Origin of the sequence: Spongisporangium articulatum, from assembly GCF_044465595.1 — a bacterium.
Lineage (GTDB): Bacteria > Actinomycetota > Actinomycetes > Actinomycetales > Kineosporiaceae > Spongisporangium > Spongisporangium articulatum.
Genome location: NZ_JBITLV010000006.1, coordinates 15356 through 35807 on the forward strand (window position 1 = coordinate 15356; position 20452 = coordinate 35807).

Below are 20452 nucleotides of genomic sequence, written 5' to 3' on the forward strand. Positions count from 1 at the left end.
GTCAGGAGCCGTGCGTCGAACCGTGCGACGAGGAGCCCTTGGGGGCGCTGACCACGGGCTTGTGCTTCTTCTTGGTCTTCTTCTTGTGCGCGGAGCTCGCGGTCAGTGAGGTGCCGGAGGTGCTGCTCGCCCCGTCGTCACCCCCGGCCGTCACGGTGCTGCCGCCCGTCGTGCCCGTCGTGCCGGTCGTGCCGGCGGGTTCGGAGGCGGCGAGCACCGACTGGGCGCCGAGCCCGGCGGCCAGGGCCAGCGAGCCGAGGGCGGCCCCGCCGATGAGGGCGACCCGGGCCTGGGCGGTGCGGGCGGCGGCCGATCGGCGCCGGATCGTCGCGGCGTCACGGGGGTTGGTCATGGTGCTCCTGTCGTCGGGCGTTACCCCACGATGAGCCCCGGCTGCTGCCGATAACCTGACTGGGCCCTCCTCGTCACGTAGACCCGGTGGGCCATGATCACGACGGCCAACCAGGACGTCGCCAGCAGCCAGGCGACCAGGACGTCCGTCAGCCAGTGGTGGCCGAGGTAGATCCGGGTCAGGCCCATCGTCACGGCGAATCCGCCGGCCACCGCGACCGTCAGGGTGCGCGACCACGTCCGGCGCTGCCGGATGACGACGAGATAGGCCACGATCCCGGCCAGGGCCCAGGCGTTCAGGGCGTGCCCGCTCGGGAACGAGTAGGTCGTCTCGAACGGCGGGACGGCGTCGGCGAACGGCGGGCGCGGGCGGGCGACGACCGCCTTGCCGACCATCGTCATCGCCAGGGAGCCCAGACCGGTGATCAGGGTCAGGACCGGCGGCAGCCACCAACGCCACCAGGCCGCGAGCGTGAGGGCCGCGACCGTGGCCAGCACCGGCATTCCGACCGTGCCGCCCAGCCAGGTGTAGTCGGTGATGATCCGGTCGGCGGCGGGCGTCCGCAGCGAGACCGCGGCCTGCAGCACGGCCGGGTCGAGCGAGGCGACCCCGTCCGCCTCCACGACGGCGTCGTACACCTCCGCGGCGGCGGCGGTGAGCAGGAGGACCAGCGTCAGGCCGGCGCCCAGCGTGACGGCCAGGAGCGGTTCGGACCGCAGGAACGCGAGGGCGGCCCGCGCGCGCGGTCGGCTCCGGGTGCTGGTCTCGCTCAATCGTCGCTCCCTGGTCCACGAGGTCTGGCACAGTTGCCGTCCGCTGGTTACTGACGAGTCAACGAAGACGGCCGCCGAATGGTGTCGGCGGAAGAGGTGGGCAGGATGCCGGAGGTCAGCAGGCGCACCGCGCTCGCGGGGCTGGGTCTGGGGGCGGCGGAGGTCGCGGCCCGGGCCGGTCTCGCCCGGCCGTCCGGTTCGGCGCGGCGCGGGCCGTCCCACCGGGAGGTGACGACTCGCGCCCTCGTCATCGGCAGCGGCGTCGGGGGCGCCATCACCGCGTTCCGGCTGTCGCAGGCGGGCGTGCAGACCCTGGTGCTCGAGCGCGGCCGCCGCTGGGCCGTCACCCCGCGGGGTAACACCTTCGCCAGCACCGAGCGGCTCGACGGGCGCGCCCTCTACCTCGAGCCGCGGGCCGGTCGGCACGGCCGGATGAAGGGCCGGACGAACCTGGGCGTCGTGGAGATCGTGCCCGGCGACGGCCTGCCGGTGGTGCGCGGGGCCGGCGTCGGGGGCGGCACCCTGGTCTACGCGGGCGCCACGATCAGGCCGGGGGAGGCCGTGTTCCGGCGGATTCTGCCCACCGTCGGCTGGGAGTCGATGGACGCCGAGTACTACCCCCGCGCGGCTCGCCGGTTGCGCGCGACCCCGCTGCCGCAGGACCTGCTGAACCACCCGCACTGGACGGGGGTGCGCGAGTTCCTGGCCATGGGGCGGGCCGCCGGGCTGCGGACGGAGCTGGTGCGCCAGACCGTCGACTGGGACGTCGTCCGGCAGGAACTGGCCGGGACGCGGGTCCCGGCCCTGAGCGCGGGCCAGTACCTGCTCGGGGTGAACAGCGGGGCCCGGAACTCGGTGGACCGGACGTACCTGGCCGACGCCGAGCGCACCGGCCTGGTCACGGTGGCTCCGCTGCACCGGGTGACCGGCCTGACCTTCGACGCCGCCCGGCGCCGGTATCGCGTGGCCGTCGAACGGCTCGACGAGCACGGCGCGGTGGCCGAGTACCTCACCGTCACGGCCGGCAGTGTGTTCTGCGCGGCCGGCTCGGTGGGCACGGCCCAGCTGCTGGTCGCGGCTCGGCAGACGGGCGCGCTGCCGGAACTGAACGAGCACGTCGGGCGCCACTGGGGCGGCAACGGTGACGCGGGCTGGTTCTACCTGAACGTGCCCGGAGCCGGGGGAGGACGGCAGGGCGGTGGCATCAGTGCCGCCGTCCGCGACGAGAGCGACCCCGCCGCGCCGGTGACGCTCGAGCAGGCCGGGGTCCCCGTGCCGCTCAAGACGCATGCCATGCCGGTGCTCGGCATGGGCTTCTGCGCGCCCGCCGGTGAGTTCCGGTTCCACCCGGCCACCGGTGCCGTTCGCCCGACCTGGCCCGCCGCGGTCGAGCCGACCGACGCGGCGGGTCTGCGGCGGATGGCCCTCACGCTCCGGGCGGGCTCGCACTCGACGAGACCGGGACCGTTGGCTCCTCTGGAGGGAGCTCTCGCCCGACTGGCCGGCGACGTCGGCCGGTTGACCGACAGGCTCGGGCTCTCGCCGTCCCAGAACGGCGTGCTGCGGGCGCTGCTCGGCATCCCGCGCGGCGGCGTGGACGCCACCTCCGTGAGGTTCACCGGGCATCCCCTGGGCGGTGCGGTGCTGGACGCGGCCTGCGACAACCACGGGCGGCTGCGCGGCTACCCCGGGCTCTACGTCATGGACGCGGCGCTGATCCCGGCCTCGACCGGTGGGGTGAACCCCACCTGGACCATCGCCGCGCTCGTCGAACGATGCCTCGACACGGTGCTGCGCGAGGACGTCGGGCGTCTGGTCTGACGCTGGTGGCGAGCCCGGGTCAGAACGCCCCGGGCTGGGGTTCGCGCTCGGCCAGCAGGTCCAGGAACGCCTGCACGGCCCGGCTGAGCGGGCGGCCGGCCGCGGTGGCGACGTACAGGGACCACTCGATCTCCGGGTCCGGCCGGCGCTCGACGACCCGCTCCTCACGCGGGTGGAGCACGCGCGGGACGACGGCGACGCCCAACCCGGCGCCGACGTAGTCGGGCACCACCGTCAGGTCCGAGACCTCCACCGTCACGTGCCGGGTCGCGCCCAGGGCCCGGAACCGCCGGTCCACCTCCATCCGGTTGCCGAACCCGCTGAGGGTGTCGACGAAGGCCTCCCCGGCCAGTTCGTCGAGGGCCAGCGGGCTCTCCTCACCGGCGAGCCGGTGGTCGTGGGGGAGCAGGACGACGAACGGCAGCCGGGCCAGCTCCCGGCAGGTCAGGCCGCCCAGTTCGGAGGCCGGCAGGCCGATCAGGGCGATGTCCAGACGGCCGTTGCGCAGATCCTCCGCCAGCCCGCTGGAGCCGGTGGGTGAGGCTCGCAACTGGACGTCGACCGCCGGGTGCCGGGCGTGGAAGTCGCCGCACAGCCCGGGCAGGTCGACGAGACCCAGGCCGGTCAGGGTGCCGACGCGGACGTGCCCGCGCAGCACCGCGGAGGACTCCCGGACGGCGTCGCGGGCGTGGGCCTCCGCGGCGAGCACGGCCCGGGCCTCCGGCAGGAACGCCTCGCCGGCGGCGGACAGCGTGACCCGGCGGGTGGACCGGTCGAACAGGCTGGCGTCGAGATCGGCTTCCAGCGCCTTGATCCCTGCCGACACCGTCGACTGGGCCGCGAAGACCCGGGCGGCCGCGGTCGTGAAGTTCAGTTCCTCGGCGACGGCCAGGAAGTACTCGATCTGACGGGTGTCCACGAGAGCAATATATCGGTGTCGCCGATTGCTGCCATGAGCGACATTCGTTGGACTCGATCGACGGATCGCAGGATGCTCGTCGCATGTCCACTGACACCCTCACTCGTGCGGCCGCGCCGGCCCGGCCGCGTCCGCTCGTCACGCACGGCGCCGGCTTCTGGGTCGTGGGCTGGGCCTTCCTGGTGGCCATGGCCTTCTCGACGGTGCCCACCCCGCTGTACGCGATCTACCAGGCCCGGGACGGCTTCCCGACGTACGTCGTCACCATCGTCTTCGCCTCCTACGCCGTCGGCGTCTCCGCCAGCCTGTACCTGGCGGGTCACCTCTCGGACTGGTTCGGACGGCGGCCCGTCGTCCTGATCGCGCTGCTGACCGAGGTGCTCTCGGCGGCCGTCTTCCTGCTCTGGCAGTCGGTTCCCGCGCTTGTCGTCGCCCGCTTCGTCGGCGGACTCGGGATCGGCGTCCTGACCGCAACGGCCACCGCCCACCTGGCCGAACTGAACGCCACCGCACGTCCCGGCCGGGGCCGCCGGGCCGTCACCGTCGCCACCGGGGTCAACCTGGGCGGCCTCGCGGTCGGCCCGCTGATCGGCGGCGTCCTCGCCCAGTACGTGACCCGCCCGTTGGAGACGCCCTACGCGATCTTCCTCGTGCTGCTGGTCGTGTCCGCGCTCGCCGTGGCCGTGGTGCCCGAGACCGTCGAGCGGCCCGCGGAACGCCCGGCCTACCGCCCCCAGCAGGTCCGGCTACCGGGCGAGACCCGGTCGACGTTCGCGGCCGCCGCCGTCGGTGCCGCCGCGGCCTTCTCCGTGATGGGCCTCTTCATGTCGCTGGCCCCGACCGTCCTGGCCGGCACTCTGCACGTAACGTCCCGGCTGGCCGCCGGCGCGGTCGCCTTCTCCGTGCTGGCCGCGGCCACCGTCGCGCAACTGGCCCTCGGTGGCCTGACCCCGCGCCGCCAGCTGTCGATCGGCCTCGTCGTCATGCCGGCCGGTCTCGTGCTCATCGCCGCGAGCGTGGCCGCCGCGGTCACCTGGCTCTTCGTGGCCGGGGCGGTCGTCGCGGGCGTCGGCCTCGGGCTGGTGTTCAAGGCCGCCGCCGCCACGGCGGCCGGGCTGGCCGCCCCGCAGGCGCGCGGCGAGACGATGGCCGCCTTCTTCCTGATCGCCTACGTGGGCCTGGCGGTACCGGTGCTGCTCATCGGCGCGGCCCTCAGCCAGTTCGAGACCCGTCCCGTGGTGCTGGTCTTCACCGCCGTCGTGGGCGTGGCCGTCGTCGGCGCGGGCCTGAAGGTCCTGCGGGCACTGCGCTGACGTCGCCGCTCTGACGGTGAGGAGCGCCCGGCGACGTCACGGCGTCGTCGGGTGCTCCTTCATCCAGGCGTCGAGGCGGTCGTAGGCCTGCCGCCGCGGTTCGGCGAGGGACAGGAAGATGTCGTGCCGGGCGTCCGGGACGGCGACCGTCGTGACGTCGGCACCGAGACTGCCCGCCCAGTGCGCGATCTGGCGCACGTCGAGCACCAGGTCGGCCCGGTCGCTGGCCTCGGTGTACGTCGGTTTGAAGCTGGTCTTGTCGGAGTGCAGCACCAGGGTCGGGACGCCGACCTCCACCCCACGGTGCACGGTTGCATGGCCCCGGCGCACGGCGTTGAGCCAGCCGATCGTGACCGGGAACCCGGACAGCGGTTTCAGGTCGACGTCGTAATCCCACTCGCCGCTCTTGCTGAGGTGCAGCGTGTCGCCGTAGACGCTCTCGGGCAGCTTCAGCGCGCGGAAGGGTCGCACCAGGGCGAGGACGCGCAGCAGCCAGGTCACCGGGCCCCGCATCACGGGCGGTCCCTGGAGGTCGAGCCAGGGGCTGTTCAGCACCAGGCGCCTGACCGGTGACGGGCGGCCCGCGCGGCGTTGCCGGTCGAGGTAGAGCGGGGCGATCAGCCCGCCGGTGGAGTGTGCGACCAGCGTGACCGGCAGGCCGGGGTGAGCGGCCTCGATCAGGGCCAGGGTGCGGTCGAGCTCGTCGTCGTACAGCTCGAGCGTCGAGCAGTAGTGGGCCGTCTGGCCCGGACGCCGGGCGCGGCCGCACTTGCGCAGGTCCAGCCCGTAGAAAGCCTGGCCCCGCGCGTCGAAGAAGTCGGCCAACTCCCTCTGGAAGAAGTAGTCCGAGAACCCGTGCACGTAGAGCGCGACGCCGGTGACGTCGTCCGGTGCGGAAGGGGCGCGCCGGACGACGACCGCCGCGACGCGGCCCTCGCCGTCCGGGTCCCGGCCGAGGTCGAACGTGTGCTGTTCGTACCCGGCGCCCAGGATGTCGGGCTGCCAAGTCGGGTCGGTCTGTCGGGCCAGGTCGGTCACGTGAGCGATCATCGCACCATGCACCTGCCGATCCTCGACCTGTCCCAGCTCGACGCCGGTGAGGCCGCCGCGACCTCCTTTCGGGACGCGCTGCGTGAGGCGACGCACCACGTCGGCTTCTTCTACCTGGTGGGGCACGGCATCCCGGACGACGTCACCGTGCGGGCGTTCGCGGCCGCCGAGCGGTTCTTCGCGCTCCCGCTCGAGGAGAAGACCGCCGTCCAGATGCTGAACAGCCCGCACTTCCGCGGGTACACGCGCACCGGGGGAGAGTTCACGCAGGGGCGCGTCGACTGGCGGGAACAGATCGACCTCGGTCCGGACCGGGAGGCCGTGGACGACGGGGGCGCGCCGGCGTTCATGCGGCTGCAGGGCCCCAACCAGTGGCCCGCGGCCCAACCCGAGCTGCGCGAGGTGTTCACCGACTGGGCGCAGCGGTGCTCGGAGGTGGCCATCCGCCTGATGCGCTCGTGGGCCCTGGCTCTCGGGAGCCCCCAGGACGTGTTCGACGCCGCGTTCGCGCCCGACCCGTCGTACCTGATGAAGTTGATCCGCTACCCGGGGCGCGCTGAGGAGGACGGGCAGGGCGTCGGGGCGCACAAGGACACCGGCGTCCTGACGTTGCTCATGGTCGAACCTGGGAAGGACGGCCTGCAGGTCGGCTACGAGGAGGGCTGGATCGACGCGCCGGCGGTGCCCGGTGCGTTCGTGGTGAACATCGGTGAGCTGATGGAACACGCCACCGGCGGGTACCTGAAAGCGACCGTGCACCGGGTCGTCTCGCCGCCGCTCGATCAGACGCGCGTGTCGATCCCGTTCTTCTTCAACCCGGCCCTCGATTCGACGTTCCCCACGCTGACCCTGCCGCCCGAGCTGGCCGCTCAGGCGCGCGGCGTGACCGACGACCCGGACAACGTCATCACCGGCACTCTGGGCGCGAACATGCTGAAGTCCCGCCTGCGCGCCCACCCGGACGTCGCCGCCGCCCACCACGCAGACCTGCTCGCTTGACAGAGCGCGTCTTGGCCGCTGGACACAGTCCGCCGTCCGCATGATTCTCGAGGACTGGGGCCTGAAGTGACGACGTTACGGGGAGCCCATGGACTGGGTATGGCAGCAACTTGCAGCGGTAGTTGCCGTGGTTGTAGGTGCGGTGTCGTCGTACGTGACCCTGCGTGCCGGAGAGAAGGCGCGCTGGCAGCGAGAGCTCCCTCTAAGGTGGAACGTTCACACACTCGACGCTTACGACGATTATGCCAAGGCAGTGAAAGCCGTCATGGAAGTCGCGCTACGGATCACGAAGAGTCGTGGTTACGCATATCCGGGCCAGATGATGACACCAGAAGACGGTCTAGTGCGCATGGATTCCTTGGAGTCTGAGCGAGCGGCACGGTGGGAGCGCGTTCTGCTACTTGGTGGCCCAGAGTCGGTAGCAGCTGCCCGGAGGTGGCATCAAACCGTATGGGCTCTTGAACGAATCGCCCGGGGGACCGAGCTTCCAAGCCATGAAGCGTTCGCGAATCTGATCGCGGAAAACTCCATCACAAGAGAGCATTTCTACGCGGCGGCAAGAACTGAGCTTGGCATTCTGGGTGCCCTACCGCCAGCCAACCATGTCTGGATCTACGGCCAAGAGCATGGTCAACGAGCACCCGACGCAGAGTGATGTGGCCGATGGCTAGGGCGGTGCTCAGCCGCAGCATCGACCGTCGGTGCGTGCTGCGCCGACGGTGAGCAGGTTGGTGCCCACCGCGATAACCGCGGCGTGTGAGGGCGTACCGAGGCTCACCGGTTCCGGGATCGGGTCGGCGCAGCAGACTCCTGTCTCGGGGAGGTCGAGCTGCACGTCGCGGGCCTCCCCCCAGTCGCCGGCCAGGGCCGCGGTGACGGAGCGGACCTGCTCGTAGCCGGTGGCCAGCAGGAAGGTGGGGGCGCGGCCGTAACTCTTCATACCGACCGCGTAGTAGCCGGTTTCGGGATGCGTGAGCTGGTCGACCCCGTGCGGAGGGACCGTCCCGCAGGAGTGTTCGTTGGGGTCGATGAGGGGTGCGAGGTCGCGGGTCGACTCCAGAATCGGGTCGAGGTCGATGCGTAGCTCGGTGGCGAAGGAGAAGTCGGCCCGGAAGCCGGTGGCCACGACGACCCGATCGGCGGCGAGCGTGCGTTCGGTGCTCGTGTCGCCGCCCGGCGCACGACCGGTGACCAGCAGTCGGCCGTCCTGCTCGTGGACGGCGACCGCATGGAACCCGGTGACGACCTCGGCCTGGCCGGCGTCGACGAGCCGGTGGAGTTCGTGACCCAGTTCGCCCCGGGCGGGCAGTTCGTCGGCGGTCTCGCCACCGAACGCCTTGTCGGCGGAGTCGCGCCGCAGGGCCCAGGTGATGCGGGTGCCGGGCTCGGCCTGCGCCAACTCGGCCAGGGACAGCAGGGTGTTGGCCGCCGAGTGTCCGGCGCCGACGACCAGGGTGTGCCGCCCGGCGAAGAGACCTCGGTCGGCGCCCAGCACGTCGGGCATGGCCGGGTCGAGGCGCCCGGCTAGGGCGCGCTCACCGCGGGCCGGAAGACCGTTGGCGCCCAACGGGTTCGGTGTGAACCAGGTGCCGGTCGCGTCGATCACGGCCCGGGCCAGGAGCTCGGACTCGTCCTCGAGGCGCACCAGGAAGGGGACGCCGTCCCGGTCGGCGGTCCGCACCCGGTCGAGGCCTTCCCGGGCGATGCCCGTGACGCGGGCCCCGTACCGGATGTGCGGTGCGAGGGCCGGGTGCTCGGCCAGCGGCCGGAGGTAGCGGGCGACGAGGTCGGCGCCCGTGGGCAGGTCCTCGGCGGGCGGTTCCTGCCAGCCGGTCGGCTCCAGCAGGCGTCGCGCCGCGGCGTCCGTGCTGAACCGCCACGGGCTGAAGAACCGGACGTGGCTCCACTCGCGCACGGCGGCGCCGGGACCGTCGCCCGCTTCGAGGACCACGAACGGCAGGCCGCGTTCGTGCAGCTGGGCCGCGGCCGCCAGACCGACCGGCCCGGCGCCGATCACGGCGACGGGCAGCGAAGCAGGTAGGGACATGTCCCGACTCCTTGTCTAGAAGATTATCTAAGCAGAAGGGTGGATCGATGATTAGATATCTGTCAAGATAGAAACATGTCGAAGCAGGCCGTTCAGCTGACGTCTCGCCCCGGTGAATCCGGTCCGAGCCCGGCGTGCTGCACGCCGACGAACGGCGCGGCCATGCCGGTCGAACAAGCCGTCGACCTGGCGAAGATGTTCAAGGCGCTGGGCGACCCGGTGCGCCTGCGCCTGCTGTCGTTGATCGCCGCACACGCCCCCGAGGCGTGCGTGTGCGACCTGACCGACGCCTTCGACCTCACCGGCCCGACCATCTCGTACCACCTGAAGACATTGCGGCAGGCCGGCCTGGTCGACTGCGTGCGCCGGGGGACCTGGGTCTACTACTGGATCCGGCCGGAGGTCCTGACAGCGATGGGGGACCTGCTGGCCGGCTTCGACAGCAGGCCGCAGGTCGCGTGAGGCTGAGCCCCCGGGCCCTCCTGGCCGAGCTGGTCGGGACCGCCCTCCTGGTCACGGTGGTCGTCGGTTCGGGGATCGCCGCGCAGCGGCTGTCGCCCGGCGACCTCGGGCTGCAGCTGCTGGAGAACAGCACCGCGACCGTGTTCGGCCTCGCCGTGCTGATCGTCCTGTTCGGTCCGGCCTCCGGCGCCCACTTCAACCCCGTCGTCACGCTCGTCGAGCGGCTGCTGGGCGGGGCGGGTGGCCGTCGCCTCCCCGGCGTCGAGGTCGTCGCCTACTGGGCCGCCCAGATCGCCGGCGCCGTGCTCGGCGCCATCCTGGCCAACGCGATGTACGACCTGAACCCGGTCAGCATCTCCGCGCACCAACGGTTCACCGCCGCGACCGGGCTGGCCGAGATCGTGGCCACCGCCGGGCTGGTCAGCCTCGTCTTCGCCCTCGCCCGGACGGGGCGCAGCGCCTTGGCCGCCCCCGCCGTCGGCGCCTACATCGGCTCCGCCTACTGGTTCACCAGCTCGACGTCGTTCGCCAACCCGGCCGTGACGATCGGGCGGATGTTCTCCGACACCTTCGCAGGCATCGCGCCGGCCTCCGTCCCCGGCTTCCTCGGCGCCCAGCTCGTCGGGGCCCTGCTGGGTGCGGGTCTGGTGATCGCCCTCTACCCCGAAAGGACCGCATCATGAGCACGGCCGTCCCCGGTTCCAAGCCGTCCGTCCTGTTCGTCTGTGTCCACAACGCCGGCCGCTCCCAGATGGCCGCCGGCTGGCTCACCGCCCTGGCCGGTGACGCGATCGAGGTCCGCTCCGCCGGCACGGCCCCGGCCGATCAGGTCAACCCGGTCGCCGTCGAGGCGATGCGCGAGGTCGGCATCGACATCACCGCCGCCACCCCGAAAGTCCTCACCGGGGAAGCCGTTCAGGCCAGCGACGTGGTCATCACCATGGGCTGCGGCGACACGTGCCCGTACTACCCGGGCACCCGCTACCTCGACTGGACGCTCGACGACCCGGCCGGTCAGAGCATCGAGGCCGTGCGACCCATCCGCGACGAGATCCGCCGCCGCGTCGAGGGGCTGATCGCCGAACTGCTCCCGTCCTGACGGGCAGCAGCTAGGCAGAAGAGCAGAGCGCTCAGTCTGTGGTTCCGGCGGTTGGAACTGCCTCGCTCATACACCCGGTATCCACCGCTAAAGGGTCGGAGGCCGCCGCCTAGCGGTGGTTTCGGGGAGTATGAGCCCAGTACGTGCCCGGCCGCAGTCGCCAAACGAAGAAACCCCCAGCTGAGCTGGGGGTTCTTGGTGGGCGATACAAGGATTGAACTTGTGACCTCTTCCGTGTCAAGGAAGCGCTCTCCCACTGAGCTAATCGCCCGTGACCGGCGCGGAACCGGTCGCGATGGGAACGAGGTGGAGACGGGATTTGAACCCGTGTAGACGGCTTTGCAGGCCGTTGCCTCGCCTCTCGGCCACTCCACCGTGAGGCTTGTCCAACCTCGGCTAGACCCTCCGAGCGGACGACGGGATTCGAACCCGCGACCCTCACCTTGGCAAGGTGATGCTCTACCAACTGAGCCACGTCCGCATGCGCGCAACAGGACCCCACCAAGATCGTGGGGCGCCCTCCGAGCGCTCCGTAACGTTAGCCGAACCGCCGAGCACTAGTCCAACCGGATCGCCGGTGTCGCGCACGCCCTGGCTACCTTGTGGCTGTGACCACCCCCGGCCGGCGTCCGAGCGGCCCCGCCGCCTGGTTCGGCGGCACCCTGGCCACCGGACTCTCGCGCGTCACGGACGACCCGGACGAACTGGACAGCGGCGGCTGGTGGGCGGTGCTGGTCACCTTCGAGGGGGAGCGCCGGTTCTACCGCTTCGACCACCGGACGCCGTCCGCCCGGCCCCCGTCGTCCACGCCCCTCCCGCCGCGGGAACCGTGGGTGTCCTCGCTGGACCGGCCCGCCTACGAGCGCGCGGTCGGGCAGATCCGGGACCGGATCCGCGAGGGCGACGTCTACCAGGTCAACCTCTGCCGCACGCTGAGCACGCCGCAGCACCCGGACGACGACCCGTGGGCCCTGGCGGCCGCCCTGGCGGACCACAACCCGGCCCCCTGGGCGGGGGTGATCGACGCCCCGGCGAGTGGCGACGTCCGGGCGACCCGGCTCGTGACGGCGTCCCCCGAACTGGGCCTGGCCCGCGACGGCCTGCAGCTCACCAGCTCGCCGATCAAGGGAACCGCCCCCACGGCGGCCGAGCTGCTGCCCAAGGACACGGCCGAGAACGTGATGATCGTCGACCTCGTCCGCAACGACCTGCAGCGGGTCTGCGAACCGGGCACGGTCGCCGTCCCGGCCCTCCTGACCGTCGAGCACCACCCGGGTCTGGTGCACCTGGTCTCGACCGTGAGCGGCACGCTGCGACCCGGTACGGGCTGGCGGGCGATCCTCGAGGCGCTGACCCCGGCGGGTTCGGTGTCGGGAGCGCCGAAGTCGAGCGCCCTGACCGCGATCCGGGCGCTGGAACCCGTCGAGCGCGGGCCGTACTGCGGTCTGGTCGGATTCGTCGATGCGGACGCCGGATGTGCGAGGCTGGCCGTCGCGATCCGGACGTTCTGGTGGGACGACGGGCGCCTGCACTTCGGGACGGGCGCCGGCATCACCTGGGGGTCGGATCCGCGACGCGAGTGGGACGAGACGGAACTGAAGGCTCGCCACCTGGTCAGGGTGGCCGGCGGGATGGCGAGGCAGGGACAGCCGTGACGACTCTGTGGGTGAACGGGCGCATCGTGGCGCCGGGGGAGTCGGGCGTATCCGCCCTCGACCACGGTCTGACCGTCGGGGACGGCATCTTCGAGACGGCCCTGGTGGACGACGGGCGCCCGTTCGCGCTCACCCGGCACCTGCGTCGCCTGGAGCGGTCGGCCGCGCTGGTCGGGATGAGCACACCCACCGAGACCGAGATCCGGGCCGCGATCGAGGAGACCCTGGCCGCCGCGGCCGCGACCAGCCCGGTGACGCACGGGCGGCTGCGCATCACGGTCACCTCGGGCGTGGGGCCGCTGGGCTCCGACCGGGGCGACGCCGCGCCGTCCCTGATCGTCGGCGTGGTGCCGACGGGCGCCTGGCCGGCCGAGGTCCGGGCCGTGACCGTGCCCTGGACCCGCAACGAGCGCTCGGCCGTGGCCGGCGCCAAGACGACCTCCTACGCCGAGAACGTGGTGGCTCTGGCCGAGGCGCACCGGCGCGACGCGCACGAGGCGCTGCTGGCCAACACCCGCGGCGAGCTGTGCGAGGGCACCGGCTCGAACGTCGTGGTGGTGCTGGACGGCGAACTGCTCACCCCGCCGCTGAGCTCCGGCTGCCTCGCGGGCATCACCCGGGAGCTGTTTCTCGAGTGGGCCGGTCAGGAGGGCCTGGCGGTGGTCGAGAAGGACCTGCCGTTCGACGTCCTGGCCGAGGCCGAAGGCGTGCTGCTGACCAGCTCGACCCGCGGCGTCCAGCCCCTGGCGGCGATCGACGGGCGCCCGCTCGAGCGCACCGAGGCGGGGGAGAAGGCGCGCGAGCTGTACGACCGGCGCGCCGCCGAGGGCATCGACCCCTGACCCGCAGGTCAAGATCATCGCGAGGGTGCGCGGATGGTGAGTCGAACTCGCACTCCCTGCACCCAGCCGGTGATCTTGGTCGAGGTCGGCGCGGGCAAAACAGAACGGACCGGCACTCCTGGGAGGGCCGGCCCGTTCTGACGGGTATGAAGGGCTCAGGTGAGCAGGCGCGCCACCGCGGCGTCCAGGTCGAGGTACAGGCTCTCCTCGCCGTCCGGCACCACCAGGGCGGTGCGGTCGAGGAAGGTGCGCACGTCGTCCGCGGCGGCCTCCAGCACGGCCTGCCCGTCGGGCGAGGTCAGCGAGATCATGACCAGCTCCCGGCCGGTGCCCCACGAGGGCCACACGTGCACGTCGCCGTCGCCGATCGGGGTGACGAGCCCGGTGCGCAGCAGGTCGCGGGCGAAGACCCACTCGACCTCCATGCCGTCCCCGGAGAACACGGCGCGCACCGCGTAGGGGTCGGCCGCGCTGTACCGCAGGCTCACCGGCAGCGGCACCGCATCGGCGTCCGCCACCACGAGACGCAGCTGTACCGACGCCTCTACGTCAACTTGCGGCTGCATCTCTCTCCTTCGGTCACTGCTGTCTCCCGGCAAGGCGACTGTAGGTCACCGATCACCGGCTCGGGGGGCTCTCCTGGGGGATACGGCCGAAGCTTTCCCCAGACGGGCGTAGCCGAAACCCGCCATAAGGGTGGTGCTGACTCATAGTGCACGAGCAACAGGGTGAAGGAGGTCGACATGCCTACTCTCTGCCAATCACCCCTACCCGGTGCGTCATAGAGTAGAGGCCGTGACGGACTCGCATAAGGGGGGAACCGAAGCGGTTTCCGAGCACGAGGATCACGATTCGGACGACAACCCGCTGACCCGGTTCGGGGCCTGGCGGGAATCGGTCCGGCAGCGACCTCATGCTTACAGGCTGTATCGGATCGGTGTCGGAGTGCTAGGCGGCGCGATCGTCATCGGCGGCCTGATCCTGATCCCGTTCCCGGGGCCCGGCTGGGTCATCGTGTTCATCGGACTGGCCGTGCTGGCCACCGAGTTCACCTGGGCCCAGCGGCTGGAGCGGTTCGCCCGCGCGCAGGTGAAGAAGTGGACCGACTGGGTGAGCGACCAGTCCTGGCCGGTGCGCATCCTGATCGGCCTGCTGACCTTCGCCTCGGTCGTGGTCGTCCTGTACGCGGTGTTCCTGGTGATCGGGGTGCCCGGCTGGGTGCCCGACTCGTGGCTGGACCCCATCCCGGACTGGTTGCCGAAACTCGACTGAGCCGAGCGGGCGCAGGCTGCCTCAGTCGGTGTGGACGGCGTACCGGCCGCGGCCGGCCTCCTTCGCCCGGTACATCGCCCGGTCCGCCCGGGCCAACAGGGTCGCCGGGGTGTCCCCGGGCTCGGCCAGGGCCAGCCCGACGGTGGCCCCGACCGTGGCCGGGCGGCCCTCCAGGGTCCACAGCGGTACGGGCTCGGGGACGACGGTCAGCACCCGGTCGGCGACCTGCAGTGCCTCCTCGGCGGTGATGGCGGGCAGGAGCAGCGCGAACTCGTCGCCGCCCAGCCGCCCGGCCACGGCCCCCGGGACGTCCTGCACGGCCTCGCCGAGTCGACGGGCCACGGCCCGCAGGACGGCGTCGCCCGCCTCGTGCCCGAAGGTGTCGTTGACCGGCTTGAACCGGTCGAGATCCACGAACAGCAGCCAGGTCCCTCGACCGGCGCCCCCACGCGGCCACCCCGGTGACGTCGCGTCCAGCACCTCGGTCAGCGCCTCCTGGATCCGGGCCCGGTTGGGCAGGCCGGTGAGCGCGTCGTGCAGCACGAGGTAGGCCAGTTGGTCGCGCAGTTCCTTGCGTTCGCCGATCTCCTGGCACGTGACGATCACGCCGTCCAGGTCGGGGTCGCCGCGCATGTCCGTGCGGTGCAGGTCGAACCAGGCGACGACTCCGTCGTCGGACAGCAGCCGGACGTCCTGGAGGTGATCGCCGGCGCGCCCGTCCAGGAACGCCGTCACCCGGGCCCGGTCCTCCCCGACGACGAGGTCGAGGGAGGAGCGCCCGATCGCGGAGTGCGGATCGCGGCCCAGCAGATGGTCCATCGCGGAGCTGGCGAACACGATGCGGTCGTCCGGGTCGAGCACCAGCACGATGTCGTGGGCGTTGCGCAGCAGCGCGTTGAACCGGCGGTGGGCGCGGGTCTCCTGCCGGCTCCACTGCCAGCCGCCCAGGCCCATGACCAGCAGGCAGAGCAGCACGCCGCCGAGCAGGACCACGTTGCGTTCCACGCCCCGGTCACGGATGCCGGCGTAGAAGCTGGCCGCCGGCTGCTGCAGGAGCACGTACTTGTGCATGTCGGGGTCGGCGGTGGAGGGGATGTCCATCCGGGCGGCCAGGGTGACCTGGCCGCTGGCCGTCCCGTCGTCCAGGAGTTGCGGATGCCCGGCCCGGACCGAGGCCAGCTGCGCGGCGGTCGCCGCCCGCCGGCCGATCAGGTGCTCGCTCCACGAGTGGGTCGTGATGCCGCTGGGCAGCACCGAGGAGATGCCGCCTTCACCGAGCCCGAGCGAACCGAGGAGCTGCAGCAGCCGCTCCGACGTGCTGTCGGCCAGGCGTTGCGCGACCAGCAGGACGGCGGCCGTGCGCCGTGCGCCGTGGAGCGTCCGCTCGATCGGGATGGCGTAGGCGGCGAAGCTGACCCCGGCCGACTCCAGGTACGGCACGTAGGCGACGGCGCCCCCGGCGGCCGTGGCGAAGTTGGCGGTTCCCGGCCGCAGGGCCTGCAGCGCCGGCCCGGGCTCGCCGGTCAGCAGCGTGCCGTCCGTGCGGTACAGGCCCGCCTGCGCCCCCGTGCCGCCCAGGTCCGACTGGAGCACGGCCTGCAGGACGAGGACGTCGGTCAGCGATCCGTCCAGGGCCCAGGGGGCGTCGCTGACCGGTCGTTGCAGCCGGTCGGCGCCGGCCAGCACCGACGCGTAGTCCGCGACCCGGCCGGTGATGTCCAACCGCTCGGCGATGCGCTGCTGCTCGGCCGTCCCCTGGGCCTGGGCGGCACTCCACAGGCCGATCCCGGCCACGGCGACGATCGCCGTCCCGGTCGCGACGAGCGCCGGGAGGATGCCACCGCCCCGCCGTCCCTGCCGGGCCGGTTCGCTCTCCCGGGCCGGGGTCCGGGCCCGCTCGCTGCGGGCGCCGCCCGCCGTCACCAGGCCCCCCATCAGGGCGTCCGCCGATGGGAACATCGGCGGCGCACCCGGAGACTGCAACTCGCGGTCCGGGTCGAGCAGCCATCCGGCCGGAGCCACGGCGATGTGCGAATTCTCCTGACCGAGGCCGTGTTTCGCCTCGTACATGGCGCGGTCGGCGGCGCGCAGCAGGGCGTCGGCCGAGCGCAGGCCCGGCACGGCCACGGCCACTCCGACGCTCGCGCCGATCGTCACCATCCGGCCCGTGCCCAGGGAGACCGGCCGGCTGAGTGAGTCGACGACCCGTTGGGCCGTCTCGCGCGCAGTCTGTTCGTCGCCGTCGCCGAGGACCAGCACGAACTCGTCCCCGCCGTAGCGGGCGACCAGTTCGTCGTCCCGCGTGAGGCGGCGCAGCCGGCCCGCGAGCGCCACCAGCAACCGGTCGCCCGCCTCGTGCCCGTGCTCGTCGTTGACCCCCTTGAAGCCGTCGAGGTCGACGAACAGGAGGCCGATCCGTGGGGTGGTCCGCCCGCTCAGCCGGGTCGCGAGCTCCCGGCCGAGCACGGCCCGGTTGGCCAGCCCGGTCAGCGGGTCGCGGCGGGCCTGCTCGAAGAGTTCGTCCTCGAGCTCCTTGCGCTGGCCCGTGTCGCGACAGGTGAGCAGGACGCCGGTGAGCAGCTTCTCGCTGGAGACGTCGCCGGCCTGCAGGTCGAACCAGCGGTAGTCGCCGGCCGGCGTCAGCAGGCGTACGTCGCGCGCGGGACCCGCCGACGCGGGGTCGGCCAGAAGCCGCTCGAGCCGGGGGACGTCGTCCGGGTGCAGGTAGTCGTCGAGGCGGGCGCCCGCCCAGTCGGCCGCGGCGTACCCGAGCAGCGGCTCCAGGTTGGGGCTGACGAACGAGAGCCGGCCGTCCGAGCCGACCACGAGGATGAGGTCGTGCGCGCCGGACAGGAGGGCGTGCAGGCGGACCCGGTCGCGACGGGCCTCGCGCAACCGGCGGACCGTGACGGTCAGGAGACCCGCGACGGCCAGGGCGAGGACGCCGACCAGGGCCAGGTCGCGCTGCCGCTGCCCGGCCTCCAGGTCCCGGTACAGCAGGGCGTCGCGCTGCCGGAACAGGACCGTGAAGTCGCCGCTGCGGTACAGGATCGTGGTGGTCGTGGCGGCGCCGCCGCCGGAGCGGGTGACGCGCAGCGTGCCCTCGGCGAGCGTGTCGATCGCGGTCGGATCGACGACCCGGTGGCTCAGCAGTCGCGGGTCCCAGGCGGCGACGGCCGTCCCCTCCGAGTCGGCGAGAATCAGCCCGCCGGGACCCTTTCCGAGCGACCCGAGGTCCCTGACGAACCGTTGCGTCGACGAGTTGCGCGACCCCTGGGTGACCACCAGGACGCCCCACGGGCGCAGGCCGCCGACGGGCACGGCCATGGCCACCCCGGTCTCGTCGCCCACCTCGACCGCACCCGACCGCACCGGTGCCCCGTCGGCCGCTAGACGCCACGTCTCGCCCAACTCCCGCGGCGTCGGCGGCGTGACCCCCGACGGCCGTGACGTGAGCAGGTGCCCCTTCCGGTCGTACAGGGCCACGGACGTGACGGGGTCACCCGTGCTGTTGGTCAGGAACGTGGCCAGGAGCCGCCGGTTGCCCCGCATGTCGTCACGGGTCAGGGGCACTCGGGCCGCGTCCGCCAGCAGGGCCGCCGGGTCGTAGGCACCCTCCACGTACTGGAGGAGCTTCTGCAGCATCTGCGCGCGCTCGGTGACCCGGTCCTGCTTGGCGGCCCGCAGGCTGAGCGTGCCCACGCCGATCGTGGCCGCCACCATGAGCGTCACCAGGACGATGCTGACCGCCCAGACCGGGCTCACGGACGCCAGCCCGCGCCGTCGCAGCGCCCGCCCGGCGCGGCGACGGCTGAGGTCGCGCGCACCGGTCAGCACGGTTTTGTAGTCGGAGGTCCAGGACGCGCCCTTGAGTGCGGGCGATTGGTTCTCAGCCTGGGTGATTCGCTACGATCGGGCTCGGCCGGGGCTGCGGAAGTTCGCGGAACGGTCCATCCCGGGCGATTAGCTCAGCGGGAGAGCACCTCGTTCACACCGAGGGGGTCACTGGTTCGATCCCAGTATCGCCCACCGCATCACTGCAGGTCATACGGCCGGATCATCCTTCGATGGTCCGGCCGATCTCGTGTGGAGTCCCTGGTGGCCGGACGGGGCCGAAGTCACACGGTGCTCTGGACGCCCGTCCAGAGCTCGGGACTACCGTGAACGGGTGGCACGGGGAGACATGCCGGGGGAGCCCGGCTCCAGGCTGACGCGCGCGCAGCTGGTGCGCGCGACGCGCGACTGCATCGTGGAACGGGGCGTGGGGCGCACGCGCGTCCGGGACATCGCCCAGCGGGCCGGGACCAGCCCGGGGCTCATCTCCTACTACTTCGGCACCCTCGACGCGGTGCTGCTGGCGGCCTTCGAGTTCTCGGACGCCGACTACTACCGGCAGTTCGCCGTCGTCGAGGCCCGCCACGACGACGCCATCAGCCGGCTGCGCGGGCTGGTCGAACTGGCCCTGCACGCCGACGAATCGGTGGGTTACTGGGCGATGTGGCTCGAACTGGGCGTCGAGTCGCGCCGCCGCCCCGACCTGATGGAGCTGCGGTCGCGCCTGACGCGGTCGTGGGTCGCGCTCATCCGCCGCTGCGTCCGGCTCGGTCAGACGCAGGGCTCGTTCGGGCCCGGCGACGACAACGACATCGCCCTGCGTCTGGCCCTGCTCATGGAAGGGATGGGCATGGCCCTGCTCGCCCCGCCGGGCGTCGTGGTCGGCCGTTCCCTGCCCGAGCTGTGGTTGTCCGTCGCCGCGACGGAACTCGACTGCCCGCGGTTGGCGACGCCCTAGCCCCGCTTCCAGACCACGGGAACGATGGTGCCGTCGGCGTTGCCGCTGCTCCCGGCGATGACGCCAGTCTCGGAGACGTCGGTGACGAACGTGCTGTAGGCAAGCGTGTCGGGCCCGGCGACCCCGGGCAGCACCCACGACGTGCCGTTCGCCCAGGCGGTGGCCGACAGTGGTGTGGACACGTCGTAGCCCGCGACGAGGCCCTGGCTGTTCAGGCCGTTGGCCCTCAGCGACGGCGGTAGCGCGACGGGGGTGTCACCGTTCCAGAGGATGCCCCAGCCGCCCGTGGTCCCCGGAAGAGCGCCGGTACCGAAGACGTACGCCCCGGCCGCGCCGGACGCACCCGACGACTTGTGGGTGTCGACGCCGGGCAAAGGGGACAGCCCAGTGGCCAGGGTGCCGCGCAGGGCCCGCGTGTCACCGTGGGCGTTCTGGGTGGTGCCGACGATGACACCCGACTCTGTGAGACCGGTCAAGAAGAGCGTGCCGTCCCCGGCGCCGAGATCCTGGTAGGTGTTCGGTGTTGCGATCGACCAGACGATGCCGTGGTATGCGCCGCCGACGTAGGAGTAGCCGACGACGAGTCCTGCGTCGTTGATCGCGTATCCGATCGTGGTTCTCGCTCCGGGCGGTACGGCCAACGTCACGACCCCACCCTTCTTCGTGACCACGAACGGCAGCGGCCAGGCGTCGTCGGTCGGCCGCGTGTTGGCCAGCACCACACCCTTGCTGTTCACGTCGCTACCGCCGGCGGTCACACCACCGGGCGAGGGCAGTGCCGAGACCTTGCCGTTCTTCCACAGCAGCGGGCGCTCGACGCCGTCCGGATCCTGGCCGGCGCCGGCCAGCAACTTGCCGCCGTCGCCGCGCGCGGTGGTGCCGGTCTGCCAGCCGCTCGGCAGCGGCAGCTGCTTCACCTGGTAGGTCGTCGGAGCGGCCGATGCCGGTCCGGTGGACCAGGCGGTCAGTGACGCGGCGGCGACGACGAGAACGGCGACTCGGACGAGTGCCCGGTGCACGGCCTTCGTGGGCATGCTTCCCCCTCTAGATTTGGCG

At 72.2% G+C, this 20452-nt stretch carries 18 protein-coding genes and 4 tRNA genes; 11 read left to right on the forward strand and 11 right to left on the reverse strand.

Annotation, left to right across the window (positions count from 1 at the left end; genetic code table 11):
- Position 1: 1 nt before the first annotated feature.
- Both ACIB24_RS17265 and ACIB24_RS17270 read right to left on the reverse strand, forming a co-directional pair.
- On the reverse strand, positions 2 to 352 hold the full coding sequence (locus ACIB24_RS17265) for a hypothetical protein (protein WP_398282927.1): 351 nt from the start codon (positions 350 to 352) through the stop codon (positions 2 to 4).
- A 20-nt stretch (positions 353 to 372) separates the two neighbouring features.
- Positions 373 to 1125, reverse strand: coding sequence for a phosphatase PAP2 family protein (locus ACIB24_RS17270; protein WP_398282929.1), 753 nt, complete (start codon positions 1123 to 1125; stop codon positions 373 to 375).
- A gap of 228 nt (positions 1126 to 1353) precedes the next feature.
- Here ACIB24_RS17270 and ACIB24_RS17275 point away from each other — a divergent pair, with 228 nt between their 5' ends.
- Positions 1354 to 2946 carry a GMC oxidoreductase gene (locus ACIB24_RS17275; protein ID WP_449619059.1) on the forward strand — a complete coding sequence of 531 codons (1593 nt, stop codon included), beginning with the start codon at positions 1354 to 1356 and terminating at the stop codon, positions 2944 to 2946.
- 19 nt (positions 2947 to 2965) lie between these two features.
- On the opposite strand, the gene ACIB24_RS17280 is transcribed toward ACIB24_RS17275, so the two are convergent.
- Positions 2966 to 3865 (reverse strand): LysR family transcriptional regulator, encoded by a 900-nt coding sequence (locus ACIB24_RS17280; protein WP_398282933.1) that lies wholly within the window; start codon positions 3863 to 3865, stop codon positions 2966 to 2968.
- Positions 3866 to 3948: 83 nt separating this feature from the next.
- Here ACIB24_RS17280 and ACIB24_RS17285 point away from each other — a divergent pair, with 83 nt between their 5' ends.
- On the forward strand, positions 3949 to 5178 hold the full coding sequence (locus tag ACIB24_RS17285; RefSeq protein WP_398282935.1) for an MFS transporter: 1230 nt from the start codon (positions 3949 to 3951) through the stop codon (positions 5176 to 5178).
- 36 nt (positions 5179 to 5214) lie between these two features.
- Here the strand turns inward: ACIB24_RS17285 and ACIB24_RS17290 are convergent, their stop codons facing one another.
- Positions 5215 to 6216, reverse strand: a complete 1002-nt coding sequence (locus tag ACIB24_RS17290; RefSeq protein ID WP_398282937.1) for an alpha/beta hydrolase — start codon at positions 6214 to 6216, stop codon at positions 5215 to 5217.
- An 18-nt stretch (positions 6217 to 6234) separates the two neighbouring features.
- Here ACIB24_RS17290 and ACIB24_RS17295 point away from each other — a divergent pair, with 18 nt between their 5' ends.
- A complete protein-coding gene (locus ACIB24_RS17295) occupies positions 6235 to 7227 on the forward strand; it encodes an isopenicillin N synthase family dioxygenase (RefSeq protein ID WP_398283596.1) in 993 nt (330 codons plus the stop codon).
- A 679-nt stretch (positions 7228 to 7906) separates the two neighbouring features.
- Here the strand turns inward: ACIB24_RS17295 and ACIB24_RS17300 are convergent.
- Complete coding sequence (locus ACIB24_RS17300; RefSeq protein WP_398282939.1) at positions 7907 to 9274, reverse strand: NAD(P)-binding domain-containing protein; 1368 nt, start codon at positions 9272 to 9274, stop codon at positions 7907 to 7909.
- Between the two features lie 75 nt (positions 9275 to 9349).
- On the opposite strand from ACIB24_RS17300, the gene ACIB24_RS17305 reads away from it, so the two are divergent.
- From ACIB24_RS17305 to ACIB24_RS17315, 3 genes are read left to right on the forward strand one after another with little or no spacing between them, the layout of a single operon-like run.
- Positions 9350 to 9736 (forward strand): ArsR/SmtB family transcription factor, encoded by a 387-nt coding sequence (locus ACIB24_RS17305; RefSeq protein ID WP_398282941.1) that lies wholly within the window; start codon positions 9350 to 9352, stop codon positions 9734 to 9736.
- Positions 9733 to 10419: an aquaporin gene (locus ACIB24_RS17310; protein ID WP_398282943.1), complete on the forward strand. Its 687-nt coding sequence runs from the start codon at positions 9733 to 9735 to the stop codon at positions 10417 to 10419. The genes ACIB24_RS17305 and ACIB24_RS17310 overlap by 4 nt, the downstream gene beginning before the upstream one ends.
- Entirely contained in the window at positions 10416 to 10835 is a 420-nt protein-coding gene (locus tag ACIB24_RS17315) for an arsenate reductase ArsC (protein WP_398282945.1), read from the forward strand. Before ACIB24_RS17310 ends, ACIB24_RS17315 begins: the two co-directional genes overlap by 4 nt.
- A 196-nt stretch (positions 10836 to 11031) precedes the next feature.
- On the opposite strand, the gene ACIB24_RS17320 is transcribed toward ACIB24_RS17315, so the two are convergent.
- The 3 genes from ACIB24_RS17320 to ACIB24_RS17330 all read right to left on the reverse strand — a co-directional run bounded on the left by ACIB24_RS17320 (position 11032) and on the right by ACIB24_RS17330 (position 11316).
- Positions 11032 to 11106: transfer RNA gene (locus ACIB24_RS17320), tRNA-Val, on the reverse strand.
- 33 nt (positions 11107 to 11139) lie between these two features.
- Positions 11140 to 11210: transfer RNA gene (locus tag ACIB24_RS17325), tRNA-Cys, on the reverse strand.
- Positions 11211 to 11243: 33 nt separating this feature from the next.
- Positions 11244 to 11316, reverse strand: a tRNA-Gly gene (locus ACIB24_RS17330).
- Between the two features lie 127 nt (positions 11317 to 11443).
- On the opposite strand from ACIB24_RS17330, the gene ACIB24_RS17335 reads away from it, so the two are divergent.
- Both ACIB24_RS17335 and ACIB24_RS17340 read left to right on the forward strand, forming a co-directional pair.
- Complete coding sequence (locus ACIB24_RS17335) at positions 11444 to 12490, forward strand: chorismate-binding protein (protein ID WP_398282947.1); 1047 nt, start codon at positions 11444 to 11446, stop codon at positions 12488 to 12490.
- Complete coding sequence (locus ACIB24_RS17340; protein ID WP_398282948.1) at positions 12487 to 13332, forward strand: aminotransferase class IV; 846 nt, start codon at positions 12487 to 12489, stop codon at positions 13330 to 13332. Before ACIB24_RS17335 ends, ACIB24_RS17340 begins: the two co-directional genes overlap by 4 nt.
- 155 nt (positions 13333 to 13487) lie before the next feature.
- Here ACIB24_RS17340 and ACIB24_RS17345 read toward each other — a convergent pair whose 3' ends face one another.
- A complete protein-coding gene (locus tag ACIB24_RS17345; RefSeq protein WP_398282950.1) occupies positions 13488 to 13898 on the reverse strand; it encodes an SsgA family sporulation/cell division regulator in 411 nt (136 codons plus the stop codon).
- 229 nt (positions 13899 to 14127) lie between these two features.
- Here ACIB24_RS17345 and ACIB24_RS17350 point away from each other — a divergent pair, with 229 nt between their 5' ends.
- Positions 14128 to 14604, forward strand: a complete 477-nt coding sequence (locus ACIB24_RS17350) for a TIGR02611 family protein (protein WP_398282952.1) — start codon at positions 14128 to 14130, stop codon at positions 14602 to 14604.
- Positions 14605 to 14625: 21 nt separating this feature from the next.
- Here ACIB24_RS17350 and ACIB24_RS17355 read toward each other — a convergent pair whose 3' ends face one another.
- Complete coding sequence (locus ACIB24_RS17355) at positions 14626 to 18441, reverse strand: diguanylate cyclase domain-containing protein (protein ID WP_398282953.1); 3816 nt, start codon at positions 18439 to 18441, stop codon at positions 14626 to 14628.
- Between the two features lie 120 nt (positions 18442 to 18561).
- Here ACIB24_RS17355 and ACIB24_RS17360 point away from each other — a divergent pair.
- Positions 18562 to 18633, forward strand: a tRNA-Val gene (locus ACIB24_RS17360).
- A 139-nt stretch (positions 18634 to 18772) separates the two neighbouring features.
- The gene (locus tag ACIB24_RS17365) at positions 18773 to 19396 is read left to right on the forward strand and encodes a TetR/AcrR family transcriptional regulator (RefSeq protein WP_398282955.1); all 624 of its coding nucleotides are present in this window, start codon (positions 18773 to 18775) and stop codon (positions 19394 to 19396) included.
- On the opposite strand, the gene ACIB24_RS17370 is transcribed toward ACIB24_RS17365, so the two are convergent.
- Positions 19393 to 20430: a hypothetical protein gene (locus tag ACIB24_RS17370; RefSeq protein WP_398282957.1), complete on the reverse strand. Its 1038-nt coding sequence runs from the start codon at positions 20428 to 20430 to the stop codon at positions 19393 to 19395. The genes ACIB24_RS17365 and ACIB24_RS17370 overlap by 4 nt on opposite strands.
- Positions 20431 to 20452 lie beyond the last annotated feature (22 nt).

What these genes read in the sequence shown, in the direction of transcription:
- ACIB24_RS17300 (WP_398282939.1), bottom strand. Translation starts at nt 9,274, where the DNA reads ATGTCCCTACCTGCTTCGCTGCCCGTCGCCGTGATCGGCGCCGGGCCG.
- ACIB24_RS17285 (WP_398282935.1), top strand. Translation starts at nt 3,949, where the DNA reads ATGTCCACTGACACCCTCACTCGTGCGGCCGCGCCGGCCCGGCCGCGT.
- ACIB24_RS17370 (WP_398282957.1), bottom strand. Translation starts at nt 20,430, where the DNA reads ATGCCCACGAAGGCCGTGCACCGGGCACTCGTCCGAGTCGCCGTTCTC.
- ACIB24_RS17265 (WP_398282927.1), bottom strand. Translation starts at nt 352, where the DNA reads ATGACCAACCCCCGTGACGCCGCGACGATCCGGCGCCGATCGGCCGCC.
- ACIB24_RS17315 (WP_398282945.1), top strand. Translation starts at nt 10,416, where the DNA reads ATGAGCACGGCCGTCCCCGGTTCCAAGCCGTCCGTCCTGTTCGTCTGT.
- ACIB24_RS17345 (WP_398282950.1), bottom strand. Translation starts at nt 13,898, where the DNA reads ATGCAGCCGCAAGTTGACGTAGAGGCGTCGGTACAGCTGCGTCTCGTG.
- ACIB24_RS17305 (WP_398282941.1), top strand. Translation starts at nt 9,350, where the DNA reads ATGTCGAAGCAGGCCGTTCAGCTGACGTCTCGCCCCGGTGAATCCGGT.
- ACIB24_RS17295 (WP_398283596.1), top strand. Translation starts at nt 6,235, where the DNA reads ATGCACCTGCCGATCCTCGACCTGTCCCAGCTCGACGCCGGTGAGGCC.